At 74.3% G+C, this 16,625-nt stretch carries 14 protein-coding genes; 5 read left to right on the top strand and 9 right to left on the bottom strand.

All coding sequences use genetic code 11. The features are described from left to right. The 3 genes from ACTT8P_RS30890 to ACTT8P_RS30880 all read right to left on the bottom strand — a co-directional run. The coding region (locus tag ACTT8P_RS30890; protein WP_442835080.1) for a glycosyltransferase family 2 protein at positions 1-809 on the bottom strand (809 nt) is incomplete at its 3' end. Continuing rightward, positions 806-2,449: a carbamoyltransferase family protein gene (locus ACTT8P_RS30885; protein ID WP_442835079.1), complete on the bottom strand. Its 1,644-nt coding sequence runs from the start codon at positions 2,447-2,449 to the stop codon at positions 806-808. The genes ACTT8P_RS30885 and ACTT8P_RS30890, both read right to left, overlap by 4 nt. Positions 2,450-2,580: 131 nt before the next feature. Beyond that, on the bottom strand, positions 2,581-3,615 hold the full coding sequence (locus ACTT8P_RS30880; protein WP_442835078.1) for an NAD-dependent epimerase/dehydratase family protein: 1,035 nt from the start codon (positions 3,613-3,615) through the stop codon (positions 2,581-2,583). A gap of 109 nt (positions 3,616-3,724) precedes the next feature. Here ACTT8P_RS30880 and ACTT8P_RS30875 point away from each other — a divergent pair, with 109 nt between their 5' ends. The 3 genes from ACTT8P_RS30875 to ACTT8P_RS30865 all read left to right on the top strand — a co-directional run bounded on the left by ACTT8P_RS30875 (position 3,725) and on the right by ACTT8P_RS30865 (position 5,960). Continuing rightward, positions 3,725-4,165 (top strand): SRPBCC family protein, encoded by a 441-nt coding sequence (locus tag ACTT8P_RS30875; RefSeq protein ID WP_442835077.1) that lies wholly within the window; start codon positions 3,725-3,727, stop codon positions 4,163-4,165. 143 nt (positions 4,166-4,308) lie between these two features. Then, complete coding sequence (locus ACTT8P_RS30870; protein WP_442835076.1) at positions 4,309-5,271, top strand: NAD(P)-dependent alcohol dehydrogenase; 963 nt, start codon at positions 4,309-4,311, stop codon at positions 5,269-5,271. 62 nt (positions 5,272-5,333) lie between these two features. Then, complete coding sequence (locus tag ACTT8P_RS30865; protein WP_442835075.1) at positions 5,334-5,960, top strand: GntR family transcriptional regulator; 627 nt, start codon at positions 5,334-5,336, stop codon at positions 5,958-5,960. A 61-nt stretch (positions 5,961-6,021) separates the two neighbouring features. Here ACTT8P_RS30865 and ACTT8P_RS30860 read toward each other — a convergent pair whose 3' ends face one another. From ACTT8P_RS30860 to ACTT8P_RS30835, 6 genes are all read right to left on the bottom strand, one after another. Next, positions 6,022-6,813, bottom strand: coding sequence for a carbon-nitrogen hydrolase family protein (locus ACTT8P_RS30860; RefSeq protein WP_442835074.1), 792 nt, complete (start codon positions 6,811-6,813; stop codon positions 6,022-6,024). Between the two features lie 273 nt (positions 6,814-7,086). Then, on the bottom strand, positions 7,087-8,247 hold the full coding sequence (locus tag ACTT8P_RS30855; protein ID WP_442835073.1) for an XdhC family protein: 1,161 nt from the start codon (positions 8,245-8,247) through the stop codon (positions 7,087-7,089). A 52-nt stretch (positions 8,248-8,299) separates the two neighbouring features. Continuing rightward, a complete protein-coding gene (locus ACTT8P_RS30850; protein WP_442835072.1) occupies positions 8,300-9,757 on the bottom strand; it encodes an NCS2 family permease in 1,458 nt (485 codons plus the stop codon). A gap of 72 nt (positions 9,758-9,829) precedes the next feature. After that, the gene (locus tag ACTT8P_RS30845; RefSeq protein ID WP_442835071.1) at positions 9,830-12,223 is read right to left on the bottom strand and encodes a xanthine dehydrogenase family protein molybdopterin-binding subunit; all 2,394 of its coding nucleotides are present in this window, start codon (positions 12,221-12,223) and stop codon (positions 9,830-9,832) included. Position 12,224: 1 nt separating this feature from the next. Further along, positions 12,225-12,698 carry a (2Fe-2S)-binding protein gene (locus ACTT8P_RS30840; protein ID WP_442835070.1) on the bottom strand — a complete coding sequence of 158 codons (474 nt, stop codon included), beginning with the start codon at positions 12,696-12,698 and terminating at the stop codon, positions 12,225-12,227. Then, positions 12,698-13,585 carry an FAD binding domain-containing protein gene (locus tag ACTT8P_RS30835; protein WP_442835069.1) on the bottom strand — a complete coding sequence of 296 codons (888 nt, stop codon included), beginning with the start codon at positions 13,583-13,585 and terminating at the stop codon, positions 12,698-12,700. The genes ACTT8P_RS30840 and ACTT8P_RS30835 overlap by 1 nt, the downstream gene beginning before the upstream one ends. A 323-nt stretch (positions 13,586-13,908) precedes the next feature. On the opposite strand from ACTT8P_RS30835, the gene ACTT8P_RS30830 reads away from it, so the two are divergent. Both ACTT8P_RS30830 and ACTT8P_RS30825 read left to right on the top strand, forming a co-directional pair. After that, positions 13,909-15,603 carry a PucR family transcriptional regulator gene (locus tag ACTT8P_RS30830; protein ID WP_442835068.1) on the top strand — a complete coding sequence of 565 codons (1,695 nt, stop codon included), beginning with the start codon at positions 13,909-13,911 and terminating at the stop codon, positions 15,601-15,603. 135 nt (positions 15,604-15,738) lie between these two features. After that, positions 15,739-16,521: a hypothetical protein gene (locus tag ACTT8P_RS30825; RefSeq protein ID WP_442835067.1), complete on the top strand. Its 783-nt coding sequence runs from the start codon at positions 15,739-15,741 to the stop codon at positions 16,519-16,521. Positions 16,522-16,625: the final 104 nt, after the last annotated feature.

Raw genomic sequence — 16,625 nt, 5'->3', positions numbered from 1 at the left:
GCCCGGGGGCGGCCGGCGGCGGCGAGCGCGAGGGCGGCGGCGCCGGCCGCGGTGATGGCCAGGTGGCGGCGGATCCGGCCGCGGGGCGCGACCGCCTTGTCCCACCAGTCGGGGCCGTGCAGCCGGCGCATCAGCGCGTCGTCGGCGTTGCCGCGCTGCTGTGTCAACGACGCCCAGCGGGAGGCCGGGCGGACCGGGTGCCGGGTGGTGCGGCGGCCCTGCTGGATGCGCCAGCCGGCGTCGAGGACGCGCAGCGCGAGGTCGGCGTCCTCGCGGAAGGCGCGGGTGAAGCGTTCGTCGAAGCCGCCGACCTGTTTGAGGGTCTCGGTGCGGTAGGCCATGTCGGCGGTGATCCAGCGGGCGGTGGCGAGGCCGGCGGTGCCGCGTTCCCAGTCGGTGGGGCGGCGTTCGCCGGGCAGCGGTACGGCGATGACGCCCTGGACGGCGCCGGTGTCGGGGGCGGCGGCGGCCAGGTCCTGGGCGAGCTGGTCGCACCAGTGCGGGCCGACCTGCACGTCGTCGTCGAGGAACGCGGTCCACGGCGTGCTGACCGCGCCGAGGCCGGTGTTGCGGGCGGCGGCCGGTCCGCGGCCGCCGCCGCGCAGCACGACCGTGCGCTCGCGCAGTTCACCGAGGACGGTCAGCGGGTGCTCCAGCGCGCCGGGGCCGGCGTCGGCGTCCGGCGCGGGCCGGTCGTCGACCAGGATCACGGCGTCCGGTTTCGGGCCGTGCGCGGCGGCCAGCGCGGCCAGGCAGTCGGCCAGCGTGGACCGGACGAGGGTGGGGATCACCACCGAGTAGCCGGTCATCCGAAGACCTTCCCCCGGCGGACCGCGAACGGTCCGATGGCCAGCAGGTCGACCGGCGCGGAGCCGAAGCACTCCAGCGCGTCGCGCGGGTCGTCGACCATGGGCCGTCCGGCGGTGTTGAGGCTGGTGTTGACGACGACCGGCAGTCCGGTGCGCCGTTCGAAGGCGGTCAGCATCCGCGCGACGAGCGGCTCGCGGCGTTCCTCGACGGTCTGGATGCGGGCGGTGCCGTCGATGTGCACGACGGCCGGGATGCGGTCCCGCCAGCCGACGGCGACGTCGTGCACGAAGAGCATGTACGGGCTGGGGATGGGTCCGCCGGAGAAGATCTCGGCCGCGCGGTCGGCCAGCACCATCGGCGCGACGGGGCGGAACTCCTCGCGGCCCTTGACGGCGTTGAGCCGCTCCAGGTTCTCCGCGCGGCCCGGGTGGGCCATCAGGGAGCGGTGGCCGAGCGCCCTGGGCCCGTACTCGCTGCGGCCCTGGAACCAGGCGACGACGCCGTCCCGGGCGAGTTCCTCGGCGACCGTCTCGGCGATGTCGGCGGGCTCCTCGTAGGGAACGGCGGCCGTCTCCAGCCAGCCGCGGAGTTCGTCGTCGGACCAGCCGCGGCCGAGGGCGGCGCCGGGCATCGGCTCGGGTGCGGCGCCCTCCTGGGCGGCGGCCACGTGCAGGGCGCCGCCGAGCGCGGTCCCGGCGTCCCCGGCGGCGGGCTGCACCCAGACGTGCCGGTAGGGGCCCTGCCGGGCGATCCGGGTGTTGGCGACGCAGTTGAGGGCGACGCCGCCGGCCATGGTCAGGCAGTCGCCGCCGGCCTCGCGGTGCAGCCAGTGCACGAGTTCGAGGAGGGTCTCCTCCAGTACCGTCTGGGCGCTGGCGGCGAGGTCGGCGTGCACCTGGGTCCATTCCTCGCCCCCCGGCCGGGCGGGGGCGAGGGCGGACCAGTCGACGCCGTGGGCGCGGAAGCCGCCGTCGCCGGTGGCGTGCACGTGCTCGCGCAGCCGGTCGGCGAAGCGCGGCTTGCCGTAGGAGGCGAGCGCCATCACCTTGAACTCGTCGCTGGAGCGCAGGAAGCCGAGGTGCTCGGTGAGTTCCTCGTAGACCAGGCCGAGCGAGTGCGGCAGCGCCTGGGTGGCGAGGGTGTCGAGCTTGCCGTCGCGGTAGCGGCCGGCCAGGTGGGAGGCGCATTCGCCGCGTCCGTCGAGGACGAGTACGTCGTTGTCGGGGTGCGGGGAGGCCGGTCCGGCGGAGGCGGCGTGCGCCACGTGGTGCGGGACGAAGACGACCTGGTCGGGGTCGAGTCCGGGCAGCGCGTCGGCGAGGAACCGGGGCGCGCGGCGGGCGTACTCCAGGCGCAGCGGGTCCCAGGGGTCGTCCAGGCCCATGTCCCGGGCGGGACGGGCGAGTCGGGGGTCGAAGGAGTAGGCGACGGCGTCCAGTTCGCCGGGGCGGACGCCGGCCTGTTCCAGGCACCAGCGGGCCGACAGTTCCGGCATCTCCCAGGCGGCGAACGGCACCGGCCGCTTGCCGTGCTTGCGGCGGCTGAACCGCTCCTCCTCGGCCGCCGCTACGGTCCTGCCGTCCACGACCAGGGCGGCGGCGGGGTCGTGGAACAGGGCGTTGATACCGAGGATGCGCATGGGCTGTGCTCCGTCCTGTGTCGCTTCCGGCTCGGCGGGTGCCGCGGGCCAGCTGTCTCAAACACTTGGAAACAGCTCAATTCCGGAAAGAGAGGGCAAAAACACCCTCTGTAGCCATCCGCCCCAGCGGTTCAGGCGGCGACGGCGTGCGCGAACCAGCCGATGGTGTGTTCGAGGCCCTGGTTCCAGTCGGTGCGTGGCCGCCAGCCGAGCCGTTCCCGGGCCAGCGTGGTGTCGGGGCGGCGCCGCCCGGGGTCGTCCACGGGGCGCTCGACGAACCGGATGCGGGAGCCGGAACCGGTGAGGTCGACGATCCGCCGGGCCAGTTCCAGCATGGTGATCTCGTCCTCGCCGCCGATGTTCACCGGCCCGCTCTCCCGGGACGCGGCGAGCGCGAGCACGCCGTCCACGGTGTCGTCGACGTAGGTCAGACAGCGGGTCTGGCCGCCGTCGCCGGCCACCGTGAGCGGTACGCCGTCCAGCGCCTGGGCGATGAAGGTGGGCACCGCGCGGCCGTCGCCGGTGCGCATCCGGGGGCCGTAGGTGTTGAAGATCCGCACGATGGCGGTGTCGGTGCCGTGCACCTGGCGGTGCGCGGTGGTCAGCGCCTCGGCGAACCGCTTGGACTCGTCGTAGACGCTGCGCGGGCCGACCGGGTTGACGTTGCCCCAGTAGCTCTCGCGCTGCGGGTGCTCCAGCGGGTCGCCGTAGACCTCGGAGGTGGAGGCCAGCAGGAAGCGGGCGCCGTCGGCGCCCGCCCGCTCCAGGGCGTTGCGGGTGCCGGTGGAGCCCACGTCGAGGGTCTCCAGCGGGAGCCGGAGGTAGTCGGCCGGGGAGGCCGGGCAGGCGAAGTGCAGCACCAGGTCGAACCGGCCGGGCAGGGCGCGCAGCGCGGCCGGGTCGGTGGCGTCGGCGGGCACGAACCGGAAGCCGCGCTCCCGCTCCAGGGCGGCCACGTTGCCGCGGGCGCCGGTGGCGAGGTTGTCCAGGCAGACCACCTCGGTGCCGGCGTCGAGCAGCCGCTCGCACAGGTGGGATCCGACGAATCCGGCGCCGCCGGTGACCAGCGCCCGGCGCCAGGACCGGCCGCCGCTGAGGCTCTCGCTCACGGGGCTCTCCTCACTCTCGCCTTCACTTCCGTGCCGCCGGGTAACCGAACGCCGCATTCCGTACCCCGAACGGGCATTCGACGCACGCGCGGGGGCGGCTCCCGTCTCCCCCGGTGCGACCGGCCGCGCGCGCCGGCGAGGGCCGCGGATTCCCTACGATCGTCCCGTGGCCACCTTCTTGCTCGAACGCACGGCGCCGCTCCCGCTCGACGAGACCTGGCGCCGGCTCACCGAGTGGCAGCGGCACGGCGACGCGGTACCGCTGACCCGGATCACCGTCACCACGGACCCGCCCACCGGCCTGGGCAGCCGCTTCGTCGCCCGCACCGGTCTCGGCCCGCTCGCCTTCGACGACCCGATGGAGGTCACCGTCTGGGAGCCGCCCGAGGACGGCGGGCCCGGCCGGTGCCGGCTGGAGAAGCGGGGCCGGCTGGTGCGCGGCTGGGCGGAGATCGAGGTCCGCCCGGGTCCCGGCGGCCGCACCCGGGTCCGCTGGCACGAGGAGCTGACCGTCCGGCTGCTCCCGCCGGCGCTGGACGGCACCCTGGAGCGGTCCGGCCGCTACGTCTTCGGCCGCGCGGTCAACCGCCTGCTGCGGCAGCCGTGAGCCACCCGGGAGACGTCTACGGCCGTGGACGCGCTGACCGGTTCTGACCGAACCTCCCGCCGGCGACTGGTCGGCGCCACGCACCGCCCGGGACGATCCGAGCGTGCGCCGGCCCGACCAGTCCCCGGTCAAGGAGAGCCCCGATGAAGGCCATCGTCCAGAACTCCTTCGGTTCAGCCGACTCCCTCGCCCTGCGCGACATCGACCGTCCCGTGCCCCGCGCCGACGAGGTGCTGGTCCGGGTCCGCGCCGCCGGGGTCGACCCGAGCGTGTGGCACCTGATGACCGGACGCCCCTACGTCGCCCGGCTCAGCCCGCAGGTCGGCCTGCGCCGCCCGGCCAACCCGGTGGCCGGCTGGGACGTCGCCGGGACCGTGGCGTCGCTCGGCGCCCGGGTCACCGGCTTCCGCGCCGGGGACGAGGTCTTCGGCAGCGGCGCGGGCACCTTCGCCGAGTACGCCCGGGTCAAGGCCGCGGGGCTCGCGCCCAAGCCCGCCGGGCTCACCTTCGAGCAGGCGGCCGTACTGCCCGTCTCCGGCGTCACCGCGCTCCGGGCGCTGGCCGCGGGTCGCCCGCGCCCCGGCGCGAAGGTGCTGGTCATCGGCGCCTCCGGCGGCGTGGGCACGTACGCCGTCCAGCTCGCCGCGCACCGCGGCGCCCGGGTCACCGGCGCCTGCGGTCCGGCCGGCGCCGCGCTGGTCGGCTCCCTCGGCGCCGCCGACGTCCTCGACTACACCCGCGAGGACCTCACCGGCCGCTACGACCTGATCGTCGACGCCGCCGGCAACCGCCCGCTGCGCGCCCTGCGCCGGCTGCTCGCCCCGCGCGGCACGGCCGTCCTCGTCGGCGGCGAGAACGCCGGCCCCTTCCTCGGCGGTCTGGACCGCAATCTGCGCGGCCTGCTGCTGTCCGCCGTCGTCCGGGAGCGCTTCCACCCACTGGTCGCGGTGGTCCGCCGCCCCGACCTGCTGACCCTGACGGAGCTGACCGAGAAGGGCGCCGTCGTCCCGGTCGTCGACCGCGCCTACCCGCTGGCCGAGGCCCCGGCCGCCGTCCGGCACCTGCGCGACGGCCATCCCCTGGGCAAGCTCGTCGTCACCGTCTGAGGCGTGCTAACTTCTGTCCGCAACGACTGTATACGAGCTGTATGCGAGGCAGGGGGCCCGTGGTGACGTCCGGACGGGAGAAGGCGTACGCCTACCTGAAGGAGACGGTGCTGACGGACCCCTCGATGCAGGGCGAGTTCCTCTCCGAGCAGGAGGTCGCCGACCGCATCGGCGTCTCCCGCACCCCGATCCGGGAGGCGCTGCTGCTGCTGGCCGCCGAGGATCTGGTCCAGCTGGTGCCCAAGCGGGGCGCCCGCGTCGCCCCGCTGTCCGGCCGGGAGATCACCGAGCTGATGGAGCTGCGCGGCATCGTCGAGCGGTACGCCGCCGAGCGGGTGATCGCCACGGACCGCCGCCCGCTGCGGGAGTTGGGCGAACTGCTGACCCGGCAGCACGGCCTGACCGGCCCGGACCAGGCCCGCGAGTTCATCGCGGTGGACCAGCAGTTCCACTTGACGCTGGTGACGGCGGTCGGCAACAGCCTGCTGGACAAGCACTACGAGGGGCTGCGCAGCCGCCAGGTCCGGGCGGGCGTGGTGGCCCTGTACAACGCCCGCGACCGCCAGGACGCGGTGCTCGACGAACACGCCGAGATCTTGACCGCGCTGGCCGCCGGGGACGCGCGGGCGGCCTGCGCGGCGATCGACAGCCATCTGAGGTCGACGCTGGGAGTGCTGCTGGCCGGTTAGTCGTCGGCTGCGGGTCCGGCGTGGCTGGTCGCGCAGTTCCCCGCGCCCCTTACGGGCGCCTTCACAGCCGCCGGTTGGCCAGTACCGAAATCTTCTTCCGGACCGCCGCGACCTCGTCGAAGTCGACGTCGGCCAGCACCAGCTCCGACCCCGCGCCCGCCGCCCACCGCACCGTCCCGTCCGGCCCCGCCACCAGGCTGTACCCGATCCCGGTCGGCGCCTTCGCCGGCACCGCCACCCCGCTGACCGCGGGGTCCGCCTGGTCCACCGCCGCGACGAACAGCGTCGCGTCCAGCGCCCGGGCCCGCACCAGCAGCTCCCACTGCTCCCGCTTGCCCGGCCCCGCCCCCCAGGACGCGGGCAGCAGCGTCGCCACGGCGCCCGCGTCGGCGTGCGCCCGGAACAGTTCGGGGAAGCGGACGTCGTAGCAGGTCGCGAGGCCGAGCCGGACGCCGTCCACGTCGATGGTGACGACCCGCGAGCCCGGCGCCACCGTGTCCGACTCGGCGAAGCCGAACGCGTCGTAGAGGTGGATCTTGTCGTAGGAGGCTTCCACCCCCGGCCCGGTGGCCAGCAGGGTGTTGGTGACCCGGCCGTCCGGCGCGGGCGTGAACATCCCCGCCACCACGACGACTCCCGCGGCCGCCGCGATCGTGCGCAGTCCGTCGGCCCAGGGACCGTCCAGCGGTTCGGCGACCGGCTTCAGCGAGGTGCCGAAGCAGCTCATGGCCGCCTCGGGGAAGACCACCACCCGGGCCCCGGTCTCGGCGGCCCGCCGGGTCTCCTCCTCGATCAGTGCCAGGTTCCGCGCCGGATCGGTGCCGGTGGTGAGCTGGCTCAGTGCGATACGCATGGGCGCGGTGTCCCTTCGTCGGTGGTACGGAACGTCAGCGGGCGGCGTATGCGCTCTCCACGAGCCGCACCTCCTCGTGCTCGGCGACGAAGGCCGCCTGGGGACCGTACCTCAGAAGCGCGGGACCAGCGCCACCGCGGCGCCGAGGGCCGGCCACGGCCAGGAACCGCCGCCCGCCATGGGGGAGAAGACGAACGGCCAACTGCCCGTGCCGAGTACCGGGACGCCTTGGACCAGCCGCCGGCCGACCCGGTCGGTGACCGTCTCGCCGGCCTACGAGGTGCTGCCGATGCCGGCGCCGATCGGCTGAGCCGGCCGCGTCCCGTCGTGGTGGATCGGGGTGTGCGCGCCGGTCAGCGGGGCGCCGGTGCCGCCGCGCCGGGCGGCGACGATCTCGGCGGCGATGGACAGCGCCGTCTCCTCGGGGGTGCGGGCGCCGAGGTCCAGGCCGATCGGGGACCGCAGCCGGGCCAGCTCCCCCTCCGGCACGCCGACCTCGCGCAGCCGTGCCTGCCGGTCCAGGTGGGTGCGGCGGGAGCCCATCGCGCCGACGTACGCCACCGGCAGCCGCAGCGCCCGCTCAAGGAGCGGTACGTCGAACTTGGCGTCGTGGGTGAGCACGCACAGGACGGTACGGGCGTCGACGTCGGTCCGCGCCAGGTACTCGTGCGGCCAGCCGACCACGATCTCGTCGGCGTCGGGGAAGCGGGCCTCGGTGGCGAAGACCGGCCGCGCGTCGCAGACCGTGACCCGGTAGCCGAGGAACTTGCCGGCCCGCACCAGCGCGGCGGCGAAGTCGATGGCGCCGAAGACGATCATCCGCGGCGGCGGTACGGCGGACTCCACCAGCACGGTCAGCGGCGCCCCGCAGCGCGCGCCCTCGGCGCCGATCTCCAGGGTGCCGGTGCGGCCCGCGTCCAGGAAGGCGCCCGCCTCGGCGGCGACGGTGCGGTCCAGGTCGGGGTGGGCGCCGAGACCGCCGTACCGGGTGCCGTCGGGGCGGACGGCGACCGCCCGGCCCACCAGCTCCTCGGGGCCGGCCACGATCCGGGCCAGTGCCGTCGCCTCGCCCCGCACGGCGGCGGCGAGCGCGGCGGCCAGCACCGGGCGGCCTGGGTCGGCCACCCGGACCGGCGTGACCAGGATGTCGATGACGCCGCCGCAGGTCAGCCCGACCGCGAAGGCGTCCTCGTCGCTGTAGCCGAACCGTTCCAGGACCGGCCGGCCGTCACTCAGCGCCTGCTCGCACAGGGCGTAGACGGCGCCCTCCACACAGCCCCCGGAGACCGATCCGACCGCCGTGCCCGCGGTGTCCACCGCGAGGGCGGCGCCGGGCCGGCGGGGCGCGCTGCCGCTGACGGCCACCACGGTGGCGACGGCGAAGTCGCGGCCCTGCTCGACCCACCGGTGCAGCTGTTCGGCGATGTCCAGCATCTGTCGGTCTCCTCGGGGACGGGGGTCGGTGGGACGGGTTCCCTGGCCGGGGCTAGTGCACGCCCAGCCAGCTCTCGATCGGGCCGAGGGCGAAGTAGACGAGGAAGACTCCGGTCAGCACCCACATGAAGGGCCCGGCCTCGCGCGCCCTGCCCTGCGCGGCCTTGATCGCGGTGTACGCGATGACGCCGGCGGCGACACCGGTCGTGATGGTGTAAGTGAACGGCATCAGCACCACGGTCAGGAAGACCGGTACCGCGGTCGCCCGGTCCGCCCAGTCCACGTGCCGGGCGTTCATCAGCATCATGGCGCCGATCACCACCAGGGCCGCCGACGCGACCTCCTGCGGCACGATCGCGGTGAGCGGGGTGAAGAACAGACAGGCCGCGAAGAGCGCGCCGGTGACCACCGAGGCGAGGCCGGTCCGGGCGCCCTCCCCCACGCCGGTGGCCGACTCGACGAACACCGTCTGGCCGCTGCCGCCGGCCACCCCGCCGATCGCGCCGCCCGCCCCGTCGATGAACAGCGCCTTGGACAGGCCCGGCATCCGGCCCTGCTCGTCGGCGAGCTTCGCCTCGGTGCCGACGCCGATGATGGTGGCCATCGCGTCGAAGAACCCGGCGAGCACCAGGGTGAAGACGATCACCCCGACGGTCATCGCGCCGACCTCGCCCCAGCCGCCGAACTCGACGTGCCCGAAGAGCGAGAAGTCGGGCATGGAGACCGCGCCGCCGTCGATCCCCGGGGCCCCGCCCGCCCACTGCTTCGGGTCGACCACCCCGGCGGCGTTCAGCACCACCGCGGCCACCGTGCCGGTCACGATGCCGATCAGGATGGCGCCGGGGGTGTTCCGCGCCTGGAGCATGAAGATGAGCAGCAGGGTCCCGGCGAACAGCAGCACCGGCCAGCCGGTGAGCTGCCCGGCCGGACCGAGGCTGAGCGGGGTGGCCTCGCCCTGCTGGACGAAGCCGGACTTGTACAGGCCGATCAGGGCGATGAACAGGCCGATGCCCATGGTGATGCCGTGCTTGAGCGGCAGCGGGATCGCGTTCATGATCATCTCGCGCAGACCGGTGACCACCAGGAGCATGATCACCACGCCGTAGATCACACACATGCCCATCGCCTGCGGCCAGGTCATCGCGGGCGCCACCTGCGTGGCGAGCACACCGGAGACGGACAGGCCGGCGGCGAGCGCGAGCGGCACCTTGCCGACGAAGCCCATCAGCAGGGTGGTCAGGGCCGCCGCGAACGCGGTCGCGGTGATCAGCGCCTTGGCGGCGAGGGTGTCGCCGGCCGCGTCCTCGCCGGACAGGATCAGCGGGTTGAGCAGCAGGATGTACGCCATCGCCATGAAGGTGGTGACGCCGCCGCGCACCTCGCGCGCGACGGTCGAGCCGTGCCGGGATATGTGGAAGTACCGATCGAGCCACGACCGGCCGGCCGGGACGCGGGAGCCCGCGCCCGCGTCCTCGGCGGTGGTCGTGGGCTGCACTGACTGCTGGGTCATGGTGCCGTCTCCCAAGGTTCACAGGTACGGGGACGTGTGCGGCCCGGGGGACGGCCCGAGACGAACAGCTGGTTACTTCCGGTCGGTGCCGGTGAGGTGCTCCGGACGCACCGGCGTCCGGTCCAGCGTCAGCCCCGTCGCGTTCCGGACGGCCGCGAGAACCGCCGGGGTGGACGACAGGGTGGGCGCCTCGCCGACACCGCGCAGCCCGTACGGGGCGTGCTCGTCGGCGAGTTCGAGCACGTCGACCGGGATGGTCGGCGTGTCGAGGATGGTGGGGATCAGGTAGTCGGTGAAGGACGGGTTGCGGACCTTGGCGGTCTTCGGGTCGACGACGATCTCCTCCATCACGGCGACGCCGAGGCCCTGGGTGGTGCCGCCCTGGATCTGGCCGACCACGGAGAGCGGGTTGAGCGCCTTGCCGACGTCCTGCGCGCAGGCCAGCTCGATCACCTTGACCAGGCCGAGTTCGGTGTCGACCTCGACGACGGCGCGGTGCGCGGCGAACGAGTACTGGACATGGCCGTTGCCCTGCCCGGTGCGCAGGTCGAAGGGCTCGGTCGGCCGGTGCCGCCACTCCTCCTCCACCTCGACCGCCTCGCCTTCGAGCACGTCCGCGAGGTCGGCCAGTGCCTCCCCGCCGTCGGTGACGACCTTGCCGCCCTCCAGGAGCAGTTCGGCGGTGGCCCAGGCGGGATGGTAGGAGCCGAACCTGCGGCGCCCGATCTCCAGCACCTTCTCCCGGACGATCTCACAGGCGTTCTTGACCGCCCCGCCGGTGACGTACGTCTGCCGCGACGCGGAGGTCGAACCGGCGCTGCCCACCCGGGTGTCCGCCGGCTGGATCGTCACCTGGGTGACGCCCAGCTCGGTGCGGGCGATCTGCGCGTGCACGGTGACGCCGCCCTGGCCGACCTCGGCCATCGCGGTGTGCACGGTGGCGACGGGCTCACCGCCGACCACCTCCATCCGCACCCGCGCGGTCGAGTAGTCGTCGAACCCTTCGGAGAACCCGACGTTCTTGATGCCGACCGCGTACCCGACGCCCCGTACGACGCCTTCCCCGTGCGTGGTGTTGGACAGACCGCCCGGCAACTGCCGTACGTCGGCGCCCTCGCTGGACTCCCACTGGCGCTCCGGCGGCAGCGGCATCGCCTTGACGCGGCGCAGCAGTTCGGCGACCGGCGCGGGCGAGTCGACGGGCTGGCCGGTGGGCAGCAGGGTGCCCTGTTCCATGGCGTTGCGCTGCCGGAACTCCACCGGGTCCAGGCCCAGTTCCCTGGCCACCTTGTCCATCTGGGCCTCGTAGGCGAAGCACGCCTGGACCGCGCCGAAGCCGCGCATCGCGCCGCAGGGCGGGTTGTTGGTGTAGAGGGCGATCGCCTCGATGTCGACGTCGTCGACCACGTACGGTCCGACGCCGAGCGAGGCGGCGTTGCCGACGACCGCCGGGGAGGCGGAGGCGTACGCGCCGCCGTCGAGCACGATCCGGGCCTTGACGTGGGTGAGCTTGCCGTCGCGGGTGGCGCCGTGCTCGTAGGTGAGCTTGGCGGGGTGACGGTGGACATGGCCGAAGAAGGACTCGAACCGGTTGTAGACGATCTTGACGGGTTTGCCGGTGCGCAGGGCCAGCAGACAGGCGTGGATCTGCATGGACAGGTCCTCGCGCCCGCCGAACGCGCCGCCGACGCCGGACAGCGTCATCCGCACCTTGTCCGCGGGCAGTCCGAGCACCGGTGCGATCTGCCGCAGGTCGGAATGGAGCCACTGGGTGGCGATGTAGAGGTGCACTCCGCCGTCCTCCTCGGGGACGGCGAGCCCGGACTCGGGGCCGAGGAACGCCTGGTCCTGCATGCCGAAGGTGTACTCGCCCTTGACGATCACGTCGGCCCGCTCGGCCGCCTTGGTGACATCGCCGCGCACGATGGGCTGGCGGTGCACGATGTTGGGGTGCGGGACGTGGCCGACGTGGTGGTCGGCGCGGTGCTCGTGCAGGAGGATCGCGTCGAGGGCGGTGGCGGACGCCTCGTCGGTGATGACGGGCAGTTCGCGGTACTCGACCCTGATCCTGGCGGCGGCCCGGCGGGCGGTCTCCGGGTGGTCGGCGGCGACGATCGCGACCGGTTCGCCGTGGTGCCGGACCTTGCCGTGGGCGAGGACCGGGGTGTCCTGGATCTCCAGTCCGTAGTGGCGGACGTCGGTCGGCAGGTCGTCGTAGGTCAGCACGGCGTACACGCCGGGCAGCGCGAGCGCCTCGGCGGTGTCGATGGAGACGATCTCGGCGTGCGCGACGGGGGAGCGCAGGAGCTGGCCCCAGAGCATGTCCTCGTGCCACATGTCGGAGGAGTACGCGAACTCGCCGGTGACCTTGAGGGTGCCGTCCGGGCGGAGCGTGGACGCGCCGATGCCGCCCTGGGCCGCCGAGCCCTGGGTGATCTTGGTGGGTACGCCGGTGGGATACGCCATGTCAGACCCCCTCCGTGCGGCGGGTGGCGGCGAGCCGGACCGCGTCCATGATCTTCTCGTAGCCGGTGCAGCGGCACAGGTTGCCGGAGAGCGCCTCGCGGATGTCGGCGTCGCTCGGGCTGGGGTTGCGCTCCAGCATCTCGTCGGCGGCGACCAGCAGACCGGGGGTGCAGAAGCCGCACTGGACGGCGCCGGCGTCGATGAACGCCTGCTGGATCGGGGCGAGTTCGGCCTCGCCCGCCAATCCCTCGACGGTGACCACCTCGCGGCCCTCCGCCTGCCCGGCGGCGACCAGGCAGGAGCAGACCGGCACGCCGTCCAGCCGGACCGTGCAGGAACCGCACTCGCCCTGTTCGCAGGCGTTCTTGGAGCCGGGCAGGCCGAGCCGCTCGCGCAGCAGGTAGAGGAGGGACTCGCCCTCCCAGACGTCGTCGGCCTCCTGAGGGCGGCCGTTGACGGTGAGATGGACGCGCATCAGGCGGCCTCCCCTTCCGGTGTGGCGGTGCGGTACGACTGCCAGGTCCAGGTCAGCGTCCGGCGGGCCATGACGCCGACCGCGTGCCTGCGGTAGCTCGCGGTGCCGCGTACGTCGTCGATCGGGTTGCAGGCGGCGGCGCAGAGCGTGGCGAACTGCTTGGTCACGGACGGGGTGATGATCTCCCCCGAGTCCCAGAAGCCGCCCTCTTCGAGGGCCGCGTTCAGGAACTGCTCGGCGGCCGTCGCCCGGATCGGCGTCGGCGCGGCCGACCCGATCCCGGTCCGTACCGTCCGGGTCTGCGGGTGCAGCGCGAGGCCGAACGCGCACACCGCGATCACCATGGCGTTGCGGGTGCCGACCTTGGAGAACTGCTGCGGCCCGGCCGCCTTCCTCACCCGCACGGCGCGGATCAGTTCGTCGGGCGCCAGCGCGTTGCGCTTCACGCCGGTGTAGAACTCGTCGATGGGGATCAGGCGGGTGCCGCGCACCGAGACCGCCTCCACCTCGGCGCCCGCGGCGAGCAGCGCCGGGTGGGCGTCGCCGGCCGGGGAGGCGGTGCCGAGGTTGCCGCCGACGCCGCCGCGGTTGCGGATCTGCGGGGAGGCCACGGTGTGCGCGGCCAGCGCCAGGCCCGGCAGCTCGGCCCGCAGCTGCTCCATGATCTTCGTATAGGGGACGGCGGCGCCCAGCCGCACGCTGTCCTCGGCCGTCTCCCACTCGGTCAGCTCGGTGATGCGGTTGAGGTCCAGCAGGTACTCGGGCCGGCGGTGGTCGAAGTTGATCTCGACCATCACGTCGGTGCCGCCCGCGATCGGTACGGCGCTGGGGTGCTCGGCCTTGGCGGCGAGCGCCTCCTCCCAGCTGGCGGGGCGAAGGAAGTCCATGAACGGCTCTCTTCTTCGTCGGGTGGGACGTCGTGCGGGTCGTCGCCCGGCTCGTCGTCCGGGTCGTACAGATCGAGCCACACCGGGTGCGGCGGTCCGGGCTCGTTCATGTGCTGTTCACGTGGAGTGGCCTCAGTACACCGCCCTGTGCTCCACCTGTGTCAGTCGCAGAAACCATGAAGGAGTTGGCTGGCCAGGGCGGGCATCTTGTAGATTCGTATGAACGGAGGGCCTCAGTAACCTCTCCGAATCCCCCGGGAAACGCCCGGTCCACCGGCGTGACCTGGAACACCGCTTCGAGACAGAGAACGGCGGCGACGAGAATGCGGCTGCGCGCACTGCTGGACACCGATGCGCTGGGCCTCAAGCTGCTCGGCGGCGAGCAGGAGCTGGACCGTGCGGTGCGCGGCGTGATGACCACCGACCTGCGGGACCCCAGCCGCTACCTCTCCGGCGGTGAGCTGGTGCTGACCGGGCTGGCCTGGCGGCACGACGCCACCGACTCCGAGCCGTTCGTGCGCATCCTGGTGCAGGCCGGGGTGGCGGCGCTCGCGGCCGGCGAGGCGGAACTGGGCAGCGTCCCGGAGGACCTCGTGGTGGCCTGTGCCCGGCACCGGCTGCCGCTGTTCGCGGTGCACGAGTCGGTGGCGTTCGCGACCGTCACCGAGCACGTGGTGCGGCAGGTCTCCGGGGAGCGGGCGGGCGATCTCGCGGCCGTCGTGGACCGGCACCGCCGGATGATGACCTCCGGCCCGGCCGGCGGCGGCCCGGACGTCGTCCTGGAACTGCTCGGCTCCGACCTGGACCTGCGGGCGTGGGTGCTCTCCCCGACCGGACGGCAGGTGGCGGGCGCGAAGCAGGCGGGGTCCGCGCTCCCCGGTGAGGTGCGCGCGCGGCTCGCGGCGGAGCACCTGGCGGCCACCCGCGCCGGGCGACGCCCCCCGCACCGGGTGCTGGTCGGCCCGACGGCGTACAGCCTCTTCCCGGTGCGCGGCGCGGCCGCCCGTACCGGCCGGGGCGCACAGGCCGCCCCCGACGTGCGCGAGACGGTGCTCTCCGAGTGGCTGCTGGCGGTCGAGGCGGACGCCGGGGACTGGCCGGACGAGCGGCTCGACCTGCTGTACGGCGTCACCCAGCTGATAGCGGTCGAACGGGACCGCCGGGAGGCGGCCCGCACGGTCCGCCGGCGCCTCGCGCAGGAGATCCTCGAACTGGTCCAGTCGGGCGCCGCGCCCGCCGAGATCGCCGCCCGGCTGCGGGTCGCGGCACCGGTGCTGCTGCCCGGCCTCGGCGCGGCCCCGCACTGGCAGGTGGTGGTGGCCCGGGTGGAGTGGGACCAGCCGCCCGCGTCCGGGGCCGGCCCCGGCGCGGTCGCCCAGGCGCTGCTGGAGGAGATCCTCGTCGACCCCCGCACGCCGGGGCCCGAGCACTCCGACCGGATCGCCGTCGCGCACGTCGGCGACGAGGCCGTCGCCCTCGTACCGCTGCCGGCGGTGGCCCGGGAGCACGACGGCAGCGAGGCGGGCGTGCTCGCCGACGCGCTGCTCGACGCGGTCCGCGAGCCGCTGTCGGCCGGCCTGGACGACGACGGGCGGGTCACGGTCGGGGTGAGCGCGGCGGTGCACTCGGCGGAGGGGCTGCGCGGCGCGCTGGAGGAGGCCCGGCACGCCCGCCGGGTGGCCGCCGCCCGGCCCGGCCGGGTCTGCGCGGCCGGCCACCAGGAACTGGCCTCGCACGTGCTGCTGCTGCCGTTCGTCCCCGACGACGTGCGCCGCGCGTTCACCGCCCGGCTGCTCGACCCGCTGCGGGACTACGACCGGCGGCACCGCGCCGAGCTGATCCCGACGCTGGAGGCGTTCCTGGCGGCGGACGGCTCGTGGACGCGCTGCGCGGCCCGGCTGCATCTGCACGTCAACACGCTGCGCTACCGCGTCGGGCGGATCGAGCAGTTGACGGGACGCGACCTGTCCCGCCTGGAGGACAAGCTGGATTTCTTCCTGGCCCTGCGGATGAGCTGACCGGCCGCTTCAAACCTTGTGCCACGGAGTCCCACGACTTTGTGAAATCCTTCACCCACCCTCTTGGCCGGGCCGGTCGTTCCGTGCTGAGATGCGGCCACCACTCGGGCTCGACGGCGTGCTAGGGAGGGCAACGTGGCGCACCCCGCCATGTCCGGTACGGGAACCACCGCCAGTGATGATCCGCTCACAACCGCCGTGTGGCGGCTGCGCTCCCGCGCCTGCTGGGTGGACGCGGCCGCCCTGTTGCAGCCGTCCACCGCGGCGGCCGCGCTCCAGCGGGCCGCGCTGCTGGTGGAGCGGTGCCTGTACACCGAGCAGGGCTGGGCGGAGGCGGAGGACGCGCTGCGCACGGCGGAGGCGCTGGCGGACGGCGACGACGAGCGCGGCGCCGCCGCCTGCGAACGGGGACACCTCGCGTACGCGGCGACGCTGCACGGGGTGCGGGACCGGGCCGACGAGGCGCGGGCGGCGCTCGGCCGGGCGGCGGCGCTGATCGCGCCGGGGGCGCCCGGCCGGGCCCTGCTCGACTTCCGGCGCGGGCTGCTCGCCGAGAACCTGACCGGTTCCGCGCAGTCCGCGCGGGCCGCCTACCGGCGGGCGCACGCCGGGGCCACCGCGCACGCCGATCCGCTGCTGCTGTCGTTCACCTGGCGTCATCTGGCCGGGCTGGCGCTGCGGGACGGGGAACTGGCGGAGGCCCGGCACGGGTTCGCCGAGTCCCTGCGCATCCGGGAGGACCTGGGCTACCTGGTCGGCACGGCCCCCGCGCTGGCCTCCCTGGCGGAGGCGGAACCGGAACCGGAGGCGTCCCGGCTGCGCGAGGAGGCCCGCCGCCTGTTCCGCCTCCTCGGCGGCGTCCCGACCTGGCTGGCCCAGCAACTGGCCCCACCGGGGGCGGGGGCGGCCACGGCTTGACGTACGGCGGCCCCGGTGCGAGGGCGACCACGGCTTGACGTACGGCGGCCCCGGTGCGAGGGCGACCACGGCTTGACGTACGGCGGCCCCGGTGCGAGGGCGAC

The sequence above is a fragment of the Streptomyces sp. JW3 genome (assembly GCF_052216785.1).
Taxonomy (GTDB): domain Bacteria; phylum Actinomycetota; class Actinomycetes; order Streptomycetales; family Streptomycetaceae; genus Streptomyces.
Note: the sequence above shows the minus strand (reverse complement) of the source record. Positions and strands in the feature narration are given on the sequence as shown.

What these genes read in the sequence shown, in the direction of transcription:
- ACTT8P_RS30885 (WP_442835079.1), bottom strand. Translation starts at nt 2,449, where the DNA reads ATGCGCATCCTCGGTATCAACGCCCTGTTCCACGACCCCGCCGCCGCC.
- ACTT8P_RS30880 (WP_442835078.1), bottom strand. Translation starts at nt 3,615, where the DNA reads ATGCGGCGTTCGGTTACCCGGCGGCACGGAAGTGAAGGCGAGAGTGAG.
- ACTT8P_RS30870 (WP_442835076.1), top strand. Translation starts at nt 4,309, where the DNA reads ATGAAGGCCATCGTCCAGAACTCCTTCGGTTCAGCCGACTCCCTCGCC.
- ACTT8P_RS30860 (WP_442835074.1), bottom strand. Translation starts at nt 6,813, where the DNA reads ATGCGTATCGCACTGAGCCAGCTCACCACCGGCACCGATCCGGCGCGG.
- ACTT8P_RS30855 (WP_442835073.1), bottom strand. Translation starts at nt 8,247, where the DNA reads ATGCTGGACATCGCCGAACAGCTGCACCGGTGGGTCGAGCAGGGCCGC.
- ACTT8P_RS30850 (WP_442835072.1), bottom strand. Translation starts at nt 9,757, where the DNA reads ATGACCCAGCAGTCAGTGCAGCCCACGACCACCGCCGAGGACGCGGGC.
- ACTT8P_RS30845 (WP_442835071.1), bottom strand. Translation starts at nt 12,223, where the DNA reads ATGGCGTATCCCACCGGCGTACCCACCAAGATCACCCAGGGCTCGGCG.
- ACTT8P_RS30840 (WP_442835070.1), bottom strand. Translation starts at nt 12,698, where the DNA reads ATGCGCGTCCATCTCACCGTCAACGGCCGCCCTCAGGAGGCCGACGAC.
- ACTT8P_RS30835 (WP_442835069.1), bottom strand. Translation starts at nt 13,585, where the DNA reads ATGGACTTCCTTCGCCCCGCCAGCTGGGAGGAGGCGCTCGCCGCCAAG.
- ACTT8P_RS30830 (WP_442835068.1), top strand. Translation starts at nt 13,909, where the DNA reads ATGCGGCTGCGCGCACTGCTGGACACCGATGCGCTGGGCCTCAAGCTG.